Annotated in this window: 12 protein-coding genes and 2 tRNA genes; 12 read left to right on the plus strand and 2 right to left on the minus strand. The window is 45.7% G+C overall.

Translation table 11 applies throughout. The features are described 5' to 3' along the window. Positions 1–4 precede the first annotated feature (4 nt). Entirely contained in the window at positions 5–3,550 is a 3,546-nt protein-coding gene (gene mfd, locus PKF022_RS04850) for a transcription-repair coupling factor (RefSeq protein ID WP_281777436.1), read from the minus strand. 23 nt (positions 3,551–3,573) lie between these two features. Between mfd and ispD the strand changes: the two genes are divergently transcribed. The 9 genes from ispD to PKF022_RS04895 all read left to right on the plus strand — a co-directional run bounded on the left by ispD (position 3,574) and on the right by PKF022_RS04895 (position 12,836). After that, on the plus strand, positions 3,574–4,323 hold the full coding sequence (gene ispD / locus PKF022_RS04855) for a 2-C-methyl-D-erythritol 4-phosphate cytidylyltransferase (protein WP_281777437.1): 750 nt from the start codon (positions 3,574–3,576) through the stop codon (positions 4,321–4,323). A gap of 9 nt (positions 4,324–4,332) precedes the next feature. Beyond that, positions 4,333–4,836 carry a 2-C-methyl-D-erythritol 2,4-cyclodiphosphate synthase gene (gene ispF / locus PKF022_RS04860; protein ID WP_281777438.1) on the plus strand — a complete coding sequence of 168 codons (504 nt, stop codon included), beginning with the start codon at positions 4,333–4,335 and terminating at the stop codon, positions 4,834–4,836. 78 nt (positions 4,837–4,914) lie between these two features. Beyond that, a tRNA-Leu gene (locus PKF022_RS04865) sits at positions 4,915–5,001 on the plus strand. Positions 5,002–5,058: 57 nt separating this feature from the next. After that, a complete protein-coding gene (tig, locus tag PKF022_RS04870) occupies positions 5,059–6,396 on the plus strand; it encodes a trigger factor (protein WP_281777439.1) in 1,338 nt (445 codons plus the stop codon). A gap of 42 nt (positions 6,397–6,438) precedes the next feature. Next, positions 6,439–7,068 (plus strand): ATP-dependent Clp endopeptidase proteolytic subunit ClpP, encoded by a 630-nt coding sequence (gene clpP, locus PKF022_RS04875; RefSeq protein WP_068322825.1) that lies wholly within the window; start codon positions 6,439–6,441, stop codon positions 7,066–7,068. 30 nt (positions 7,069–7,098) lie between these two features. Then, positions 7,099–8,460 carry an ATP-dependent Clp protease ATP-binding subunit ClpX gene (clpX, locus tag PKF022_RS04880; protein WP_281777440.1) on the plus strand — a complete coding sequence of 454 codons (1,362 nt, stop codon included), beginning with the start codon at positions 7,099–7,101 and terminating at the stop codon, positions 8,458–8,460. Between the two features lie 189 nt (positions 8,461–8,649). After that, on the plus strand, positions 8,650–11,082 hold the full coding sequence (gene lon, locus PKF022_RS04885) for an endopeptidase La (RefSeq protein WP_281777441.1): 2,433 nt from the start codon (positions 8,650–8,652) through the stop codon (positions 11,080–11,082). A gap of 107 nt (positions 11,083–11,189) precedes the next feature. Beyond that, positions 11,190–11,265, plus strand: a tRNA-Val gene (locus PKF022_RS04890). 107 nt (positions 11,266–11,372) lie between these two features. After that, positions 11,373–12,836 (plus strand): peptidylprolyl isomerase, encoded by a 1,464-nt coding sequence (locus PKF022_RS04895; protein ID WP_281776037.1) that lies wholly within the window; start codon positions 11,373–11,375, stop codon positions 12,834–12,836. A 1-nt stretch (position 12,837) separates the two neighbouring features. On the opposite strand, the gene PKF022_RS04900 is transcribed toward PKF022_RS04895, so the two are convergent. After that, positions 12,838–13,509: an arylesterase gene (locus PKF022_RS04900; protein ID WP_281776038.1), complete on the minus strand. Its 672-nt coding sequence runs from the start codon at positions 13,507–13,509 to the stop codon at positions 12,838–12,840. A 2-nt stretch (positions 13,510–13,511) separates the two neighbouring features. On the opposite strand from PKF022_RS04900, the gene PKF022_RS04905 reads away from it, so the two are divergent. The 3 genes from PKF022_RS04905 to PKF022_RS04915 are packed head-to-tail and all read left to right on the plus strand — an operon-like array spanning position 13,512 to position 19,012. Then, a complete protein-coding gene (locus tag PKF022_RS04905; protein WP_281776039.1) occupies positions 13,512–14,186 on the plus strand; it encodes an ATP-binding cassette domain-containing protein in 675 nt (224 codons plus the stop codon). Between the two features lie 21 nt (positions 14,187–14,207). Continuing rightward, complete coding sequence (gene purL, locus PKF022_RS04910; RefSeq protein WP_281776040.1) at positions 14,208–18,245, plus strand: phosphoribosylformylglycinamidine synthase; 4,038 nt, start codon at positions 14,208–14,210, stop codon at positions 18,243–18,245. Between the two features lie 11 nt (positions 18,246–18,256). Beyond that, positions 18,257–19,012 carry a spermidine synthase gene (locus tag PKF022_RS04915; RefSeq protein WP_281776041.1) on the plus strand — a complete coding sequence of 252 codons (756 nt, stop codon included), beginning with the start codon at positions 18,257–18,259 and terminating at the stop codon, positions 19,010–19,012. The last annotated feature ends 69 nt before the right edge of the window (positions 19,013–19,081 follow it).

Raw genomic sequence — 19,081 nt, forward strand, 5'->3', positions numbered from 1 at the left:
CGGATTATTGACCCGTCTTCATTGGGCTTAAAACAGCAGATTCATTCAGGCGTCTGAGGACTTGCCTAATGGCATCCAGGCGTTGCCCTAGCTTCTCAAATTCTCGGTCTTTCTGTGGCAATACTTTGAGCTTATCCTGCCCATTGAGTTGAATGTGCTTTGAAGACTGAATCAGTTGAATGATTTTCATTGGGTCAATCGGAGGATTCGGTATAAATTGAATCTGGATGGAAGCAGGGGTTGCATCAATCTTCTTAATACCAAAGCCAGTCATTTCAAGGCGCAGGCGGTGAGTTTCATAAAAGGACTTCGCTTGATCGGGCAGATCTCCAAAGCGATCTACCAACTCTTCACGCAAGCCCATTAATTCAGAGAAGTCGTGGGTACTTGCAAATCGTTTATATAGCGAGAGACGCTCATGTACATCAGGACAGTAATCCTCTGGTAGTAGGGCGGGTACACCGAGATTCACATCGGTAGTTGCCTGCAGTGGCGAGAGAAGATCTGGCTCTTTACCGCTGCGCAAGGATTTCACGGCGCGATTCAGCATCTCGGTGTAGAGCTGAAATCCAATCTCATGAATCTCTCCAGATTGTTTATCGCCCAATACTTCACCAGCGCCACGAATTTCTAAATCGTGCATCGCCAAATAGAACCCAGAGCCCAACTCTTCCATAGCTTGAATAGCATTTAATCTTAGCTGCGCTTGTTTACTCAGCGCCTCAGGATCGGGAACTAGTAAATAGGCATAGGCTTGGTGATGGGAGCGGCCCACACGACCACGCAACTGGTGGAGCTGGGCTAATCCAAACTTATCTGCACGGTGCATGATGATGGTATTGGCTGTGGGTACATCAATGCCCGTTTCAATGATAGTGGTGCATAACAAGATATTGGTTCGTTGAGTTACAAACTCACGCATGACGGATTCAAGTTCGCGCTCATGCATTTGGCCGTGAGCCACGCTAATACGTGCCTCAGGAATCAATTCTTGTAATGCATGTTTACGATTCTGAATAGTCTCCACTTCATTGTGCAAGAAATAAACCTGACCACCACGTTTGATTTCACGCAATACTGCTTCACGAATAACGCCATCACCTTCGCGACGGACGAAGGTCTTAATAGCTAAACGTTTCTGAGGGGCAGTAGCGATGATGGAAAATTCTCTTAAACCTTCCATTGCCATACCCAATGTTCGTGGGATAGGTGTGGCTGTTAGGGTCAAGATATCAACCTCAGCTCGAAGTGCTTTAAGAGCATCTTTTTGGCGCACACCAAAGCGATGCTCCTCATCAACAATCACCAATCCTAAATTGGCAAACTGAGTTTCTTTTGAAAGCAGTTTGTGCGTTCCAATAATGATGTCTGCCTCACCCTTGGCGATCGCTTCGAGTGCTGCATTAATCTCTTTGGTAGTTTTAAAGCGGGAGAGCTCAACAATACGTACCGGCCAATCTGCAAAGCGATCCTTCCAGGTAGCGACGTGCTGTTCAGCAAGTAGGGTGGTTGGTGCCAAAATAGCGACTTGCTTTCCACCCATCACGGCAACAAAGCTAGCGCGTAGGGCCACTTCTGTTTTTCCAAAGCCAACGTCGCCACAAACTAAGCGATCCATTGGGGTGCCACTAGTCATATCCCCGATGACCGCTGCAATCGCATTGGCTTGGTCAGGTGTTTCTTCAAAGCCAAAGCTTTCTGCAAAAGCGGCATAGTCATGTGCTGAAAACTCAAAGGCATGTCCTTTTCGTATCGCTCTGGCAGCATATAAACCGAGCAACTCTGCAGCTGTATCGCGAATTTGCTGAGCAGCTTTTCTTTTGGCCTTATCCCACTGGCCTGAGCCTAGCTGATGCAAGGGCGCTGAATCAGGATCGGACCCGGCGTAACGAGTCACCATTTCTAGTTGCTGTACTGGAACATACAAGGTGGCTTGGCCTGCATATTGCAAATGCAAGAACTCTTCAAAAATAGGCGCTTCTTTAGGTGGCGCAAGATTCAGAAGGACTAAACCTTGATAACGCCCAATGCCATGCTCTGCGTGTACTACCGGATCACCAATCTTGAGTTCGGATAGATCCTTAAACAACATATCAGGATCAGCATTCTCATTCGCCTTTCCTTTGCGGCGTTGTCTTGCGGTAGTAGTAAATAATTCCGCCTCAGTAATAACAATAAGATTTTCTGAGGACCAAGAAAATCCATTAAAGAGTGGTGCGGTTACCAGACCAAATAGTGAATCGCTCTTAATAAAATCGGCAATGCCCTCAAAGCCTTCTGGCTTTAATGGGTAAAGGGGCTTGCCATCTGAGCCAGCAACTGAATTGCTTTCTTCAAAAAGCTGTCGAATCGATTCTTTACGACCGGCGCTATCACTACAAACCAGTACACGTACTTTTTTAGTGGCAACGATCTTCCGAAGGTTGCTAATAGGGTCGGCGTCACGACGATGAACTGCAATATCGGGGACTGCATAAAACTCACTCTTATCAGAACCGTCTTTTTCAAATGCTAGGCGAGCATATGGTTTAGAAGTTGTGAAAAATTCATCAACATCTAAAAATAATTCTTTGGGTGGAAGAATGGGGCGATCTAAATCGTGCTTGAGAAATTCATAACGAGATAGCGTATCTTTCCAAAAACCCTTAATCGTTTCCTCTACATCGCCAATACTGACCAGCCAAACAGGGTCCCCCGACCTAGGGAAATAGTCGAAAACATTGGATTGCTCTTCGAAAAAGAGCGGCAAGTAGGATTCAATACCGGCGCTGGGTATACCTAGGTTGGCGTCTTTATAAATAGAGCAGCGACTAGGATCACCTTCAAAGACCTCTCTCCAGCGACCTCTGAATGCGGTACGTGAGGCATCATCAAATGGAAACTCATGCCCTGGAAGTAATCGTATTTCTTTTACTGGATAGAGGCTGCGTTGTGTGTCAGGGTCAAATGCGCGGATTTGTTCAATCTCATCGCCAAATAAATCCAATCGATAAGGTAGATTAGATCCCATCGGAAATAAATCAAACAAGCCCCCGCGAATACTGTATTCCCCGGGACGCATTACTGCGCTGACAGGATCGTAACCAGCTTGTTGTAGTTGTAGCTTTAATGCAGCCTCATTGAGCTTGTCGCCTTGGCTAAAGAAAAAAGTGTGGCCCGATAAAAAATTAGGAGGGCCGAGTCTTTGGAGTGCGGTGGTAACAGGTACCAAAACAATGTCACAGCTACCATTGAGTAATTCGTAAAGAGTGGCAAGCCGTTCAGAAACTAAATCCTGATGTGGCGAAAAATGGTCGTAGGGAAGAATTTCCCAATCCGGCAAAAGCCTGGTTTTTAGCTGTGGCGCAAATGCGGGGATTTCTTCTAATAGGCGCTGGGCCTCCTGAGCTTGTGCACAAAAAATCACCATCACCGAAAAATTGGCGCGGTAGCGAAGGGCGGTTTGCGCTATTAAAGCGGCATCTGACGACCCAACTAACCCGGAAAAGGTAAAGCGCTGCCCAGCCCGGGGAGCGGGTATAGGGGGTGCTAGATTTAATGCATCAGACATCTAGGCTCATTATAGAATCAGGTATGGCTCCAGGAAATCCTTCAAAAAAGAAATGTCATGCGCTTTTGCCAACAGCGGGCACAGGCTCACGTTTCGGTGGAGGGCTCCCTAAGCAATTTCAGCAGTTGGCAGGAAAGCCAATGCTTTGCTATGCGCTAGAAGCTTTTTTAAACACCCCTCAAGTGGAGTCAATCTGGATTGGCGTGAACCCTGGGTTTATTGATAACCCCATTTTGCAATTAATTTCTAATGGCGCTCATCAGATTCAATTTTTGCCAACGGGTGGACCAACCAGGCAAGAGACGGTTAGAAATACATTAGCTGCAATGCTCAAAGCAGGCGTCCCTGATGATGATTGGATCTTGGTTCACGATGCGGCTAGGCCAGGGATAACACCGGCACTCATAGAGAAGTTAATTCACACGGTTGAAGCAGCAAATGCTGGCGGCATATTGGCCGTGCCTTTAGCGGACACTCTTAAGCAAGCAGATCTGGATTCAGTAGTAGCTGGAAACATCCCGCACTCGGAAAGAACGATTCCCCGCGAACATCTCTGGCAAGCACAAACCCCGCAGATGTTTGGTTTGAAGCAGTTACACGATGCGCTCGAAAGCGCCATTCGTCTTGAAGCTGATGTAACAGATGAGGCCAGTGCAATAGAGTTAGTCGGTGTTAAACCATTATTAATTGAAGGTGCCGCCCGCAATTTCAAGGTAACCCATCCTGCAGACTGGGAGCTGATGCAGCTACTGTTAAATGCACGCGCTAAGTAAAGATCAAATATGACCCAAAGCAATCACCATATTCCACAGTTTCGCATTGGCCAGGGTTATGACGTTCATGCCTTAGTTCCTGATCGCAAACTCATCCTAGGGGGTGTTCATATTCCTTTTGAAAAGGGTTTATTGGGACATTCTGATGCAGATGCTCTTTTGCATGCTCTAACGGATGCCTTATTAGGCGCTGCTGGATTAAATGATATTGGGCAGTTATTTCCTGATACGGATCCTCAGTTCAAGGATATGGACAGCCGAATCTTGCTCAGAGCAGCCCTTCAGAAGGTTCAGGCGGCAGGGTTTCAAATAGGCAATGTCGATGCCACCATCATCTGCCAAAAGCCAAAATTGGCCGATTTTTTGCCAGAAATGGTCCGTAATATTGCGGCCGATTTGGCCGTTACCCCAAGCCATGTCAACCTTAAAGCCAAGACCAACGAATCCCTTGGGCACCTGGGCAGGGGAGAGGGCATCGCTGTACATGCAGTAGCTTTGCTCTACAAGGCCTAAAACAATCTCTAAAACCCTAGGCATTGTAGAATTACGGTCTTTAGAGTGAAGTCTAGGCTTGGCAGTTTGCGGATATTCGCGAGGATGGCGAAATTGGTAGACGCACCAGGTTTAGGTCCTGACGCCAGAAATGGTGTGGGGGTTCGAGTCCCCCTCCTCGCACCACAAGATTGCTACTTGGCTTGGACTTCACATTTCCAGATCTTCAATTAAGAGACGAGAATGGCTGTGCAGATAGAAAATTTAGGTTCACTAGACCGCAAAATGACTTTGGAATTCGCTCGTGCCGATTTGGCAAAAGCGCGCGAGGCCCGCTTGGCTAAAGTTGGTAAGACCATGAAGATGGCCGGCTTCCGTCCAGGCAAGGTTCCAAAGAACATTATTGAAAAACAACACGGCATGCAAATTGATTTCGAATTGCAATTCGATAAAGCAGCTGAGCTCTTTTACGAGATGGCGCAAAAAGAAGGTGTGGCTTTAGCTGGCCAACCTCGTCTAGAGCCTAAGAGTGAGCTCGAAGCAGAGAAGGTTGTGTTTGATGCCTTCTTTGAAGTATTGCCAGAAGTAAAGATTGGCGACTTCAGTAAAGCTGAAGTAACTAAGTACACAACAGATATTGGCGAAGCCGAAATTGACCGCGCTTTAGATGTATTGCGTAAACAGCAAGTCCATTACCACGCGCGCGGCGAGGCTGGTGCCCATGGCGACGGCGGCTCTAATACTGCGGCACAAGCAGGCGACCAAGTTGTGATCGATTTTGTTGGCAAGATTGATGGCGTTGAATTCGCTGGTGGCAAAGCCGAAAACTTTGAATATGTATTGGGCGAAGGTCGCATGCTTCCTGAATTTGAAGCAGCTACCTTAGGTCTAAAAGTTGGCGAGAGCAAATCGTTCCCCTTAAGCTTTCCCGCTGACTACCACGGTAAAGATGTTGCTGGTAAGACTGCGGAATTCACTATCACTGTTAAGGCCGTTAATTGGGCCCATCTACCAGCCGTTGATGACGCATTTGCATTGTCATTAGGTGTTACTGAAGGTGGCGTTGCAAAAATGCGTGCTGAAGTAAAAGAGAATTTAGATCGCGAAGTAAAGCGTCGTATTACTTCTCTAATGAAAAATGAAGTCATGGATAAGCTCAATGACTTATGTGAGTTGGATGTTCCTAAATCTCTCGTTGCCTCAGAGCAAGAGCGTTTGGTTGAGAATGCTCGTCAAGACTTGATGCAGCGCGGCGTTCCTAATGCAAAGGATGCCCCAATTCCAGTAGAGATCTTTGCGGAGCAAGCTACAAAGCGCGTTCGTCTTGGATTGATCTTGAGTGAACTCGTTAAGAAGCAAAATTTGGCCGCTACCGCTGACCAAATTAAGGCGGAAATTGATGAGCAAGCAGCAACTTACGAAGATCCTAAAGAGGTAGTTCGTTGGTTCTACAGCAATCCAAGCCGTTTAAAGGACATCGAAAACCTAGTGCTTGAAGATAACGTGATTAAATATTTCACGTCTCAAGCCAAGGTAAGCGATAAGGCCGTTACCTTTGAAGAACTCAGCAAGCTAAACTAAGTTATAAATTAAGTCATCCATTTACCCATAAGAGGTTTCAAAATGATCCATAACCATTCTCAGTCTGAAAATCTAGAACCAAAAGGCTTGGGCTTGGTTCCAATGGTGATTGAAACCTCTGGTAGAGGTGAGCGTGCTTACGACATCTACTCCAGATTACTGCGTGAGCGCGTTGTCTTTTTGGTTGGCGAAGTAAATGATCAAACTGCTAACTTAGTGATTGCTCAGTTGTTGTTTCTTGAGAGTGAAAACCCAGATAAAGAAATTTCTTTGTACATTAATTCTCCTGGCGGTTCTGTATCAGCTGGCTTAGCAATTTATGACACGATGCAATTTATTAAGCCTCATGTCAGCACATTGTGCATGGGTATGGCTGCAAGCATGGGTGCGTTCCTCTTGTGCGCCGGCGAAAAAGGTAAGCGTTATGCCTTGCCAAATTCCCGTGTAATGATTCATCAGCCTTTGGGTGGTGCGCGCGGTCAAGCCTCTGATATCGAAATTCAAGCTCGTGAAATTCTGTACCTACGTGAACGCTTAAATAAAATTTTGGCTGATCGTACCGGTCAATCTATCGAAACTATTGCTAAAGACACTGATCGCGATAACTTTATGTCTGCTGACCAAGCCCGTGATTATGGTTTGATCGACAAAGTTATCGAGAAGCGCCCTTAATTTTCTTATCCAATATTTAACGAGCCCATTTTGAGTGATACAAACACAACTAATTCATCAGATAAAGTTCTGTATTGTTCTTTTTGCGGCAAGAGTCAGCATGAAGTAAAAAAACTCATTGCTGGCCCATCTGTATTTATCTGTGATGAGTGCATAGACCTTTGCACCGATATTATTCAAGAAGAGATTGCCAAGCTCCCCAAGGAAGATGGTGATGACTCCTTGCCAACACCGCATCAGATTCGTGAGAATTTAGATCAGTATGTCATCGGACAAGATCACGCTAAAAAGACTCTAGCTGTAGCGGTATACAACCACTACAAACGCTTGCAGTATTTACCTAAGCCTAAAAAAGAGAAGTTGGACAAAGACGGTAAGCCAGTAGAGACTGCCGACAAGAAAGAATCTAAGCTTCCCGCTAAAGCAATGGTTGATGGCGTTGAGTTGGCTAAGAGCAATATTCTTTTAATTGGTCCTACTGGTTCAGGTAAGACACTTTTAGCGCAAACACTAGCCCGTATGTTAGACGTCCCATTTGTGATGGCTGATGCAACGACATTAACTGAAGCGGGTTATGTTGGTGAGGACGTTGAAAATATTATTCAAAAGTTATTGCAAGCTTGCGACTACAACGTAGAAAAAGCACAGCGCGGGATTGTCTATATTGATGAGATCGATAAGATTTCACGCAAGTCAGATAATCCATCGATTACTCGTGATGTTTCAGGTGAAGGTGTTCAGCAGGCACTTTTAAAGCTGGTTGAAGGGACTATGGCTTCTGTGCCGCCACAGGGTGGCCGTAAACATCCGAATCAAGATTTCTTGCAAGTAGATACAACTAATATTCTCTTTATTTGCGGTGGCGCATTTGATGGGCTTGAAAAGGTCATTCAACAACGCACCGCTAAAACCGGCATCGGTTTTAATGCAACCGTTCCAGGTAAAGATGATCGCGGCGTAAGCGACCTCTTGATCGAAGTGGAGCCAGAAGACTTGATTAAGTTTGGCTTGATTCCAGAGTTAATTGGTCGTCTGCCGGTTGTAGCTACTTTGGCCCAATTGGATGAAGAGGCTTTAATACAGATCCTAACTGAGCCTAAAAATGCTTTGGTTAAGCAATATCAGGCTCTGTTGACCATGGAAGGCTCTGAGCTCGAAGTGCGTCATGAGGCTCTATCGGCTATAGCCAAAAAGGCAATTGCGCGCAAAACAGGCGCTCGTGGCCTCAGATCCATCCTTGAAGGCTCGTTGATGGATGTCATGTATGACCTGCCATCACTCAAGAATGTCCAAAAAGTCGTCATTGATGAAAGCAGCATTGCTGAGGGTGGAAAACCACTTTTGGTCTACAAGCAAGACGCTGAACAGGCAGATTTGAGCAAAAAAGCCTAAATTCTTAGGGTTTTCGCTATTTTTGGGGCAATTTTGCCCCTTTTTTGTCTTTTTACCCCTTGTTTTTCTCTAAAGCCTACCCATATAGGTAGTATGCTACTCATGAATAATGTCTGTATTTAGTGGCTAGCGGTTTGACTGCTACTAAAGAGGACTTTTGAGGTTTGATTACTTTGGAGGATTTGCCCCATGCCTGGCCACTTATTACTACCCTCTGAACCCATTCAACTACCTTTACTCCCTTTAAGGGATGTAGTTGTGTTTCCCCATATGGTGATCCCATTATTCGTGGGTCGCCCCAAATCTATTAAAGCCCTTGAAGCGGCTATGGAAACTGGCAAAAATGTACTTTTAGTGGCCCAAAAAGCGGCCGCTAAGGATGAGCCTGTTATTGAAGACCTCTACGAGGTTGGTTGTATTGCCAATATTTTGCAAATGTTGAAATTGCCCGATGGAACTGTAAAAGTGTTGGTAGAGGGTGTGCAGCGCGCTGAAGTAAGTCAAATTGAAGATAGCCTTGGTTACTTCAATTGTGAGGCAACACCAACCGCTATTAACGCCATTGATGCACATGAAACAGAGGCATTGCGTCGAGCCATCATGGCGCAGTTTGATCAATACGTAAAGCTAAACAAAAAGGTACCTCAGGAGATCCTGTCTTCATTAGGTGGAATTGATGATCCAAGTCGCTTGGCTGACACTATATGCGCGCATTTGCCAGTAAAGCTTGAGCAGAAACAGCGCTTGCTTGAAATGACTGATGTTGTTCAGCGCTTAGAAAGCTTATTGGCTGATCTCGAAAGTGAGATTGATATTTTGCAAGTGGAGAAGCGCATTCGTGGACGTGTGAAGCGTCAGATGGAAAAGAGCCAACGCGAATACTACTTAAATGAGCAAGTTAAAGCGATTCAAAAAGAATTAGGCGAGGGCGAAGAGGGTGCTGATCTTGAGGAGCTTGAGAAGCGCATCAAAGCTGCGCGCATGCCTAAAGAAGCTTTGAAGAAAGCCGATTCAGAGCTCAAGAAACTCAAGCTGATGTCACCAATGTCAGCAGAGGCTACGGTTATTCGCAACTTTATTGATACGCTCGTGAATTTACCTTGGAAGAAAAAAACCAAGATTAACAACGACCTCACCAATGCTGAAAAAGTGTTAGACGAAGATCACTATGGCTTGGATAAGGTGAAAGAACGTATCTTGGAGTACCTCGCAGTCCAGCAACGCGTTGATCGTGTGAAGGCACCGATTCTTTGTTTAGTAGGTCCTCCTGGTGTTGGCAAGACATCACTTGGTCAATCCATTGCGCGTGCCACCAATCGAAAATTTGTGCGCATGGCCTTAGGTGGTGTGCGCGACGAGTCTGAGATTCGCGGTCATCGTAGGACTTATATTGGCTCAATGCCAGGCAAGATTTTGACAAGTCTTACTAAGGTTGGCGTGCGTAATCCTTTATTCCTCTTGGATGAGGTTGATAAGATGGGTATGGATTTCCGCGGAGACCCAGCTAGCGCCTTGTTGGAGGTGTTGGATCCGGAGCAAAATCACACTTTCCAAGATCACTATGTCGAAGTGGATTTTGATTTATCGGATGTGATGTTCGTGGCGACTTCGAATTCGTTAAATATTCCAGGCCCTCTCTTAGATCGCCTTGAGATCATTCGTCTAGCTGGCTATACAGAGGATGAAAAAACCAGTATTGCCGTTAATTATTTGATTCCTAAACAAATCAAAAATAATGGCCTGAAAAAAGACGAACTCAAGATTGAAGATAGCGCTGTACGGAACATAATCCGTTACTACACGCGTGAGGCTGGTGTGCGTTCTCTAGAACGTGAAATCAGCAAAATCTGCCGTAAGGTAGTCAAGCTTTTGCTCTTGAAGAAAGAGGCAGCTCCAGTGGTTGTCAATGCAGATAACTTAGAGAAGTTCCTCTCCGTGCGTATGTACGACTTTGGTTTGGCTGGTAAAGAAAACCAAGTTGGACAAGTCACTGGTTTGGCATGGACTGAGGTAGGTGGTGATTTGCTCACTATTGAAGCTGCTGTGATGCCTGGCAAGGGCGTTATCACTCGCACCGGTTCTATTGGTGACGTCATGAAAGAGTCGGTTGAAGCAGCTCGCACAGTGGTTCGATCTAGAGCTAAACGTCTTGGCATTGCGGATGAATCTTTTGAGAAGAAGGATATCCATATTCACTTCCCAGATGGCGCTACTCCTAAAGATGGCCCATCGGCTGGCATCGCGATTACAACTGCTTTGGTATCTGTGTTTACTGGGATTCCAATTCGATCCGACGTAGCGATGACAGGTGAAATTACCCTGCGCGGCGAGGTTTTACCTATTGGAGGCTTGAAGGAAAAACTTCTTGCAGCACATCGCGGTGGCATTAAGTTGGCCTTGATCCCAGAAGAGAATGTGAAGGATCTGATTGACATTCCAGATAACGTCAAAAATGCAATTGAGATTATTCCGGTTCGTTGGATTGATAAGGTTCTGGAGTTGGCATTAGAACGTATGCCAGAAGCATTGCCTGATCCCACCCCTGAAGAGTTGGCAAAAAAAGCTGCTGAAGCAAGTAAGGCTAGCGAAAAAAGTGCTGCTCCAGACGTTCTTAAGCACTGAAAATAGGGCGATTTTTCGCTAGTTTGACTTCATTTATTGAGGTTGGGCTAGCGGAAAATCCACCCCAAAGCCTCGCTTAGGTTACAATCTCACCTTGTAATATTTTGGGGCGCTTAGCTCAGTTGGTAGAGCGTCTGCCTTACACGCAGAATGTCGGGAGTTCGAGCCTCTCAGCGCCCACCAAATTATTGCCTGTTTTTCCTACCTAAGCCTACTCAGGCATTTCAATACCAAGCCGCTTTACCCTAGTACACTCCTAGTATTCATCTTTTTTACTAGCGATCTTTTACATGTTTGATACCGTCCGTAAGCACCAACGATTACTGCAATTTGTACTGATGCTGTTGATTGTTCCTTCTTTTGCTTTTTTTGGCATCTCCAGCTATTCCAGTTTTCTCGATAAAGAAACTGATCTCGTCAAAATTAATGGCAAGCCGATTACTGCACAAGAGGTCGAATCAGCAGCTAAACGTCAGGCTGAGCGCGTCGGTGGCAATGCGCAGATCGCACAAAGCTTGCAGTTTAGACAGGCAATCTTGAATGAACTTTTACAGCAACGTATTTTGGGTTATGCAGTGGGCGACCTTCGTTTGCAAGTTGGTAAAGAGGCTTTAATTAAAAGCTTGCAAAATATTCCTCAGATTCGCGCTCTCTATAAACAAGACGGCAGCTTTGATGATGTTCGTTTCAAGCAATTATTAGCAAGTAACGGTTTAAATGAAGAGCAGTTTTATGCCAGCCAAGCCTTTGATTTAAAAATTAGCCAATTAGTTAACTCAGTGGCGCGTACTGAAATTGCCAATCCCAAATTAGCTGAAATTATCTCGACTTTGTATGAGACTGAACGTCAAGTACAGGCCATGTCATTTGATGCCAAAGATTACTTATCCAAGGTAAGTCCTACAGAAGAAGAGCTGCAAGCCTTCTATACCGCAAATGCTAAATTATTTGAGACTCCAGAGTTTGTGGATGTCGAGTACATCGTCCTTAAGGCTGACCCTAAGGAAGATGCCAAAGTATTTAGCGAGAAGGCCGATCAGTTTGCCAACATGACTTATGACCAATCCGATAGCCTTAAACCGGCGGCGGATAAATTAAAGCTGAGTGTTCAGACACAAAAGGGTGTAACGCGTTCAGGTGCTCCAGGGGTTGCCAGAAACCATCCTCTAGCCAATCCTAAGATAGTTCAATCTTTGTTTGGTGATGAGGCCGTTAAGAACAAACGCAATATTGAAGCTGTACAAATCTCTCCAGGTGTATTTGTTTCTGCTCGAGTGGTGACTTTCCATCCGGCACAAACTTTGCCGTATAAAGATGTTGCTGCAGAAGTGAAGCGTCAAGTAAGTCAGCGTTTAGCAGAAAAGTTAGCAATTAAAGCAGCTGCCGATCGTTATGCTGCTATTGAAAAAGATCCTAAGGGCGCTTCTGGTTTTGCTAGTCCAACTTGGGTTTCCAGAAATAAACCTGGCAATTTAGTGGGCGGCGCACTAGATCAAGTGATGTCAATTAATCCCGATAAATTTCCAGCCCTTGTATCTGTAAGCAATCCAGGCGTTGGAACTACCTTGTATCGAGTGGATCAAGTCCGTCAACCTACAGGCGTGGATGCAAAGGCACATAAAGCTCAAGCCCAGCAAATTCAGGCCCTAGCAGCTCAGTCTGAATTCGCAGGATTTATGTCCTACTGGCGTGACGTTGCTGGCGTTAAGGTGATCAATCCGCTCAAGCCAATGTCTTCAGGATCGGGCAGCTAAGTTAGTTACTTTTAAGCAATATTTGATATGAGGCCATAGCGCCCCATACGTTTTTAAATAGAATGGATTGGGCTTTTTCATTCGGATGAATCCGATCAGCTTGAAACAGACTCAAGTCTGAGGCAACACCATTTAAAAAGAAGGGCAGTAATTCCACATTCTCTTGTTGTGACAGTTTTGTATAAATATCCTTAAATTGCTTTGCGTAGTCCTGCCCATAGTTGGGTGGAATCTGCATTCCAAAAAGCAATACTTTTGCGCCAGATTGCTTGCTAAGTGCAATCATCTTGCGCAAATTCCTTTCAGACTCCTGGATCGATAGTCCGCGTAATGCATCATTTCCTCCAAGCTCCAGAAACACAATACCCGGCTTCTTTTGCTCTAGTAGTTTTGGTAATCTAGAGAGGCCACCAGAGCTTGTTTCGCCGCTAATGCTGGCATTGAAAACAGTCCAAGGACTGCCTTGATTCTGTAATTGCCCTTCCAGTAATTTGACCCAGCCAGTCCCACGTGCGAGACCATATTCGGCTGAAAGGCTATCACCCATCACCAGAATGGTCTGCTTTGTCTGGGCTACTGTGCCAAAGGAAATAAACAGGCAAAATAGAGCAACAGCATATATTAGCGCTCTCATTTTTTTACTCAAGAAGCTCAACCCAATATATTGATTCATTTATGAGTATTCCAACAAAGGTCCTTAGTTCGATTGGCCTAGGTAAACAAGTTTTATCTAGTGACGGATCGTTAACTATTTTGCACGACATTAGCTTTGATGTCTTTCGAGGCGAGAGCGTTGCCATTACGGGAGCATCTGGCTCCGGTAAAAGCACCTTACTGAGTCTGCTAGCTGGTTTGGAGACACCTACTAGCGGACATGTGGATTTAGTCTCTCAAAACCTCAATGATTTAGACGAAGATGGAAGGGCGCTCTTAAGGGGGAAAAATGTAGGCTTTGTTTTTCAATCCTTTCAACTCTTGCCGCACCTCACTGCGTTAGAAAATGTGATGCTCCCTGCCGAACTCAACGGACTAGAATTGCCCAAAGAGAATGCTCTGCATTGGCTTGGGCAGGTAGGCCTGGAGGAGCGAGCCAACCATTTCCCCAAAACCCTCTCTGGTGGAGAGCAGCAACGCGTAGCCCTAGCAAGGGCTTTCATCATGAAGCCTTCCATTTTGTTTGCCGATGAGCCAACTGGGAGCTTGGATGAACTTAGTGGAAACCGGGTTATTGAGCTCCTTTTTGAGCTAAATCGGGCCAATAAATCGACCCTAATTTTGGTTACCCATGACCAGGCCTTGGCGGATCGGTGCCAACGGCAGTTACACCTTCAGGGTGGCCGATTACTGTAGGCAAAACCTTATAATCTAGGGATGTCTTTTTTCCACTTTTTGCCTGGCGCAGATGCGCTTTCCCCCTTCCGCCAACAGCGCCTTTTAGCTTCTTTGGCCACCCAAGGGGTTGATCTTGAGTCTATTGAAGCTCAATACCTTCATTTTATTTGGTCTCCAGCGGAGTTGGATGCCAAAAACCAAGAGGTCATGGCCAGTCTATTGACCTATGGTCAACCATTTCATTCAAAAATTAATCCTGGTAAGTCTTGGTTCGGAGCAGGCAAATCAGAAGATCAGTGTGCGATTGTTATTCCTAGATTCGGAACTGTTTCGCCATGGGCAAGTAAGGCAACCGATATTGCTCGTCAATGTGGTTTAGATGTTCTGCGTCTTGAGCGTGGCGTACAGTTTTCTTGGAAGAGCAAAAAGACGCTAACTCCAGAACAAAAAGCATTGGTGCTTGCTGCAGTTCATGACAGGATGACTGAAACAGTCATTGATTCAACAGAAGCAGCAAATGCTTTATACCAATCATTAGAAGATAAGCCATTAGCACGTATACCTGTGATGACTGAAGGTAGGGCGGCGCTTGATAAGGCAAACCAAGAATTAGGTCTTGCTTTATCGGATGATGAGGTGGTTTACCTCGCCGAAAGCTTTACTCGTCTTCAACGTAATCCATCTGATGTTGAGTTGATTATGTTTGCTCAGGCAAACAGCGAACACTGCCGTCATAAGATCTTTAATTCCAGTTGGACAATTGATGGTGACGATCAAGAGCGTTCTTTATTCGCCATGATTCGCAATACGCATCAATTGCAACCAGAAGGAACCATAGTTGCATACTCTGATAATTCAGCCGTGATGGCCGGATGCGAAGCAGAAACTTGGATTCCGCAGGGGGCAGATCATCGCTATGAAAAAGATACGCGTTTAGTTCACACCCTAATGAAGGTAGAAACTCATAACCATCCCACAGCGATTGCACCATTTCCTGGCGCATCTACCGGTGCCGGCGGTGAGATTCGAGATGAGGGCGCAACGGGTGTTGGCGGCCGACCTAAAGCAGGTCTTACTGGCTTCTCCGTATCCAACTTAAATATCCCGGGCACAGCTTTGCCATGGGAAGCTGAGCAATACGGTAAGCCAGAGCGCATCGCCACACCTTTGCAAATCATGATTGAAGGCCCACTAGGCGGAGCTGCATTCAATAATGAGTTTGGTAGGCCGATCTTGGGTGGTTACTTCCGAGTTTTTGAGCAAACTTTAGATGGTACTCGTCGCGGTTATCACAAGCCCATCATGATTGCTGGCGGTATAGGCAGCATTGATTCGATTCACACTGCTAAAAAATCAATACAAGCAGGTCACCTCCTAATTCAACTTGGCGGCCCTGGAATGCGAATTGGTATGGGCGGTGCTACGGGTAGCTCAGTTTCTACTGGTACCAATACTGCGGATCTGGATTTCGATTCAGTACAACGCGGTAACCCAGAGATGGAGCGCAGGGCGCAAGAAGTCATTAATGCTTGCCGTGCGCTTGGCGAGAATAATCCGATCGTCTCTATTCATGACGTTGGTGCAGGTGGTCTTTCCAATGCATTTCCAGAGCTTGCTGATGGTGCCGGGCTAGGGGCTGCTTTTAAGCTTCGTAGTGTGCCGCTAGAAGAAAGCGGCATGAGTCCTGCGGAAATTTGGTGCAACGAATCTCAAGAACGCTATGTTCTAGCAATTGATGTAAAAGATTTAGATTTGTTTAAATCTTTCTGTGAGCGTGAGCGTTGCCCATTCGCAGTTGTTGGGGAAGCTACTGCGGAACGTCAACTGACATTAAGTGATACTAAGCAAGCTGCTGGTACTGATGCAGCATCGCCTATTGATATGCCGATGGAGGTCCTTTTGGGTAAGCCTCCCAAGATGCATCGGGATGTCAAACGGGTCCCACAAGAATTTAAAGAATTAAATGTAACTGATGCGGATTTAGCGCAATCAATAGCTTGGGTTTTGCAACAGCCAACTGTCGCTAGCAAATCATTCTTAATTACGATTGGCGATCGAACTGTGGGCGGTCTAAATGCCCGTGATCAATTTGTTGGACCATGGCAGGTTCCTGTCGCTGACTGTGCAGTCACCATGATGGACTACAAGGGCTATCGTGGTGAAGCGATGTCTATGGGCGAAAGAACCCCATTGGCCGTTATCGATGCACCTGCTGCAGCTCGTATGGCTGTTGGTGAGGCCATTACTAATTTATTGGCTGCAGATATCACCAGTCTTCAAGGCGTAAAACTTTCAGCAAACTGGATGGCTGCCTGTGGAGCGCCCGGTGAAGATGCCAAGCTGTATGACTCTGTGAAAGCGGTTGGTATGGAGTTATGTCCTGCGCTCGGAATTTCTATTCCGGTGGGCAAAGATTCTTTATCTATGTCTACTGCTTGGCAAGACGGTAATGAATCTAAAAAAGTGGTTGCCCCGGTTTCATTAATTATTTCCGCATTTGCATCTGTGCAAGATGTACGTAAGACATTAACACCGCTTCTGCAATTGAAGAATCAAGCAGGATCTCCCATGGAGACTGAGCTCATATTAATTGATTTGGGCCGTGGACAAAATCGCATGGCCGGCAGTATTTTGGCTCAAGTTTTAGATCAATCTGGAAAATCTGCTCCTGATGTCGATCATCCAGAAGATCTCAAATCCTTAGCGTCTGCAATCATTGAACTTCGTAAAGAAGGCAAGCTGTTGGCTTATCACGATCGATCTGATGGCGGATTGTTAGCATGCGTTGCGGAAATGGCATTTGCCTCACATTGCGGCATTTCTATGAACGTAGACATGATTGCCATGGATGCAGGGCAAGAGCCCGACTACGGAGATGCTAAGAACTGGGCTCAACAAGTTTCAGGGCGTCGTCATGAGCAAACTATGCGTGCTTTGTTCAACGAAGAGCTTGGTGCTGTTATTCAAGTCCGAAAAGAAGATCGTGATGCCGTATTTGCAGTGCTCAGGAAGTTAGGTTTGAGTGCTTACAGTCACGTCATTGGTAAGCCAAACACGAATGGCCGTATTGAAATTTGGCGTGATGCAAAGAATATTTTTGCAGAGCCGCGTGAAGTGCTCCAAAAGATGTGGGCTAATACCAGCTATCAAATAGCTCGCTTGCGCGATAACCCAGCTTGTGCTGATAGTGAATTTGCACTCTTAGATAACATCTCTGATCCAGGCATGAGTCCAAAGCTCACGTTTGATGTCGCCGATGACATAGCAGCCCCTTTCATAGCTAAAAATGCTCGCCCCAAAGTTGCTATTTTGCGAGAGCAGGGTGTGAACTCTCATGTAGAAATGGCTTACTCCGTAAACTGGGCTGGCTTTGATAGCTATGACGTCCATATGTCTGACTTGCTCAGCGGCAAGGCCAAGCTCGAAGATTTCAGAGGCTTAATCGCTTGTGGCGGATTTAGTTATGGCGACGTGTTAGGTGCTGGTGAGGGTTGGGCCAAAACCATCCTCTTTAATCAACAGCTGCGTGATCAATTTTCTACATTTTTTAATCGCCAGGACAGCTTTGCATTAGGAGTCTGTAATGGTTGTCAAATGATGAGCAATCTTTCGGGAATCATTCCGGGCGCAGAGGCTTGGCCTAAATTTACCCGCAATCAATCAGAGCAGTACGAAGCGCGTTTGGTTATGGCGGAAGTTATGTCTTCTCCGTCGATCTTTACTCAAGGCATGGAAGGCAGTCAAATTCCGATTGCAATCGCTCACGGTGAAGGCTACGCCAACTTTAGCCAGCAAGGTAATTTAGAGCAGATTCAAAAGCAGGGATTAGCCTCTTTCCGATTTGTAGATCATCAAGGTATTCCTACGGAAACTTATCCAATGAATCCTAATGGATCCCCAGGCGGGTTAACAGGTGTTACTACTCCTGATGGTCGCTTTATGGTGATGATGCCTCATCCAGAGCGCGTATTTAGAGCGGCGCAGATGAGTTGGTGTCCGCCTGACTGGTTGAACACGCCAGACGGCGCTAGCCCTTGGTTGCGTCTATTCCGTAATGCCCGCAATTGGGCGAAATAATCTCGTTACAGATGGAACCGGTTACATTTTCTGAAAGTGGTGGCATACGCTATTTGCACTTTGGCACTGAGTTAATTCAAGGGGCAATGCGTTTACGCGACCCCGATGAGATTTATCTTGAGTACAACCAGCAGATGATGGCCTGGTTATTGTTTTTGGAAACCAAGCCTGGGATGCGGATTGCTCAATTAGGTTTAGGTACTGGTGCATTGACCAAATTTCAGCATCGTTATTGCCCAGCCGTGAAGACAGCTGTAGTAGAACTCAATCCTGCAGTAATCGTATCGGCTAGATCCATGTTTTTTACGCCCGATGACGACCGTAAATTAGAAACTCTCCAAACGGATGCGAAAAAGTTTGTTAAGGATAAAAAGTACCGCGGTCAGTTTGATGCTGTTCAGGTGGATTTATATGACGCTATCTGCGATGGTCCTGCTGCGAGTTCTTTAGACTTCTACAAAGGCTGCTTTGATATTCTGAAAGGTCCAGGCGTATTGACCGTGAATTTATTTTCACGTCATAAAAGTTTTGAAGTGAATTTAAAGAACATCTGCGAAGCATTTGATAACAGGGTACTGCTATTTCCTGAGTCTCATGATTGCAACGTTGTTGCCATCGCTTTTAAGGGGCCTAGGCTTGAGGCTGAATGGAAAGACGTCTCTAAAAGAGCAAAATTAATTCTCGAGAAGACTGGATTGCCTACCAATAAGTGGGTTTCTGGCTTAAGCCGCGAGAATGCACGTCAAGATTCAAAACTTTCTATTTAAAAAGCCTGAAATCTAGGGCAACAAAAAAGGCGATCATCAGATCGCCTTTTTGCTTAGTAAGCCCCTCAA

The sequence above is a fragment of the Polynucleobacter sp. KF022 genome (assembly GCF_027924105.1).
Classification (GTDB): Bacteria; Pseudomonadota; Gammaproteobacteria; order Burkholderiales; family Burkholderiaceae; genus Polynucleobacter.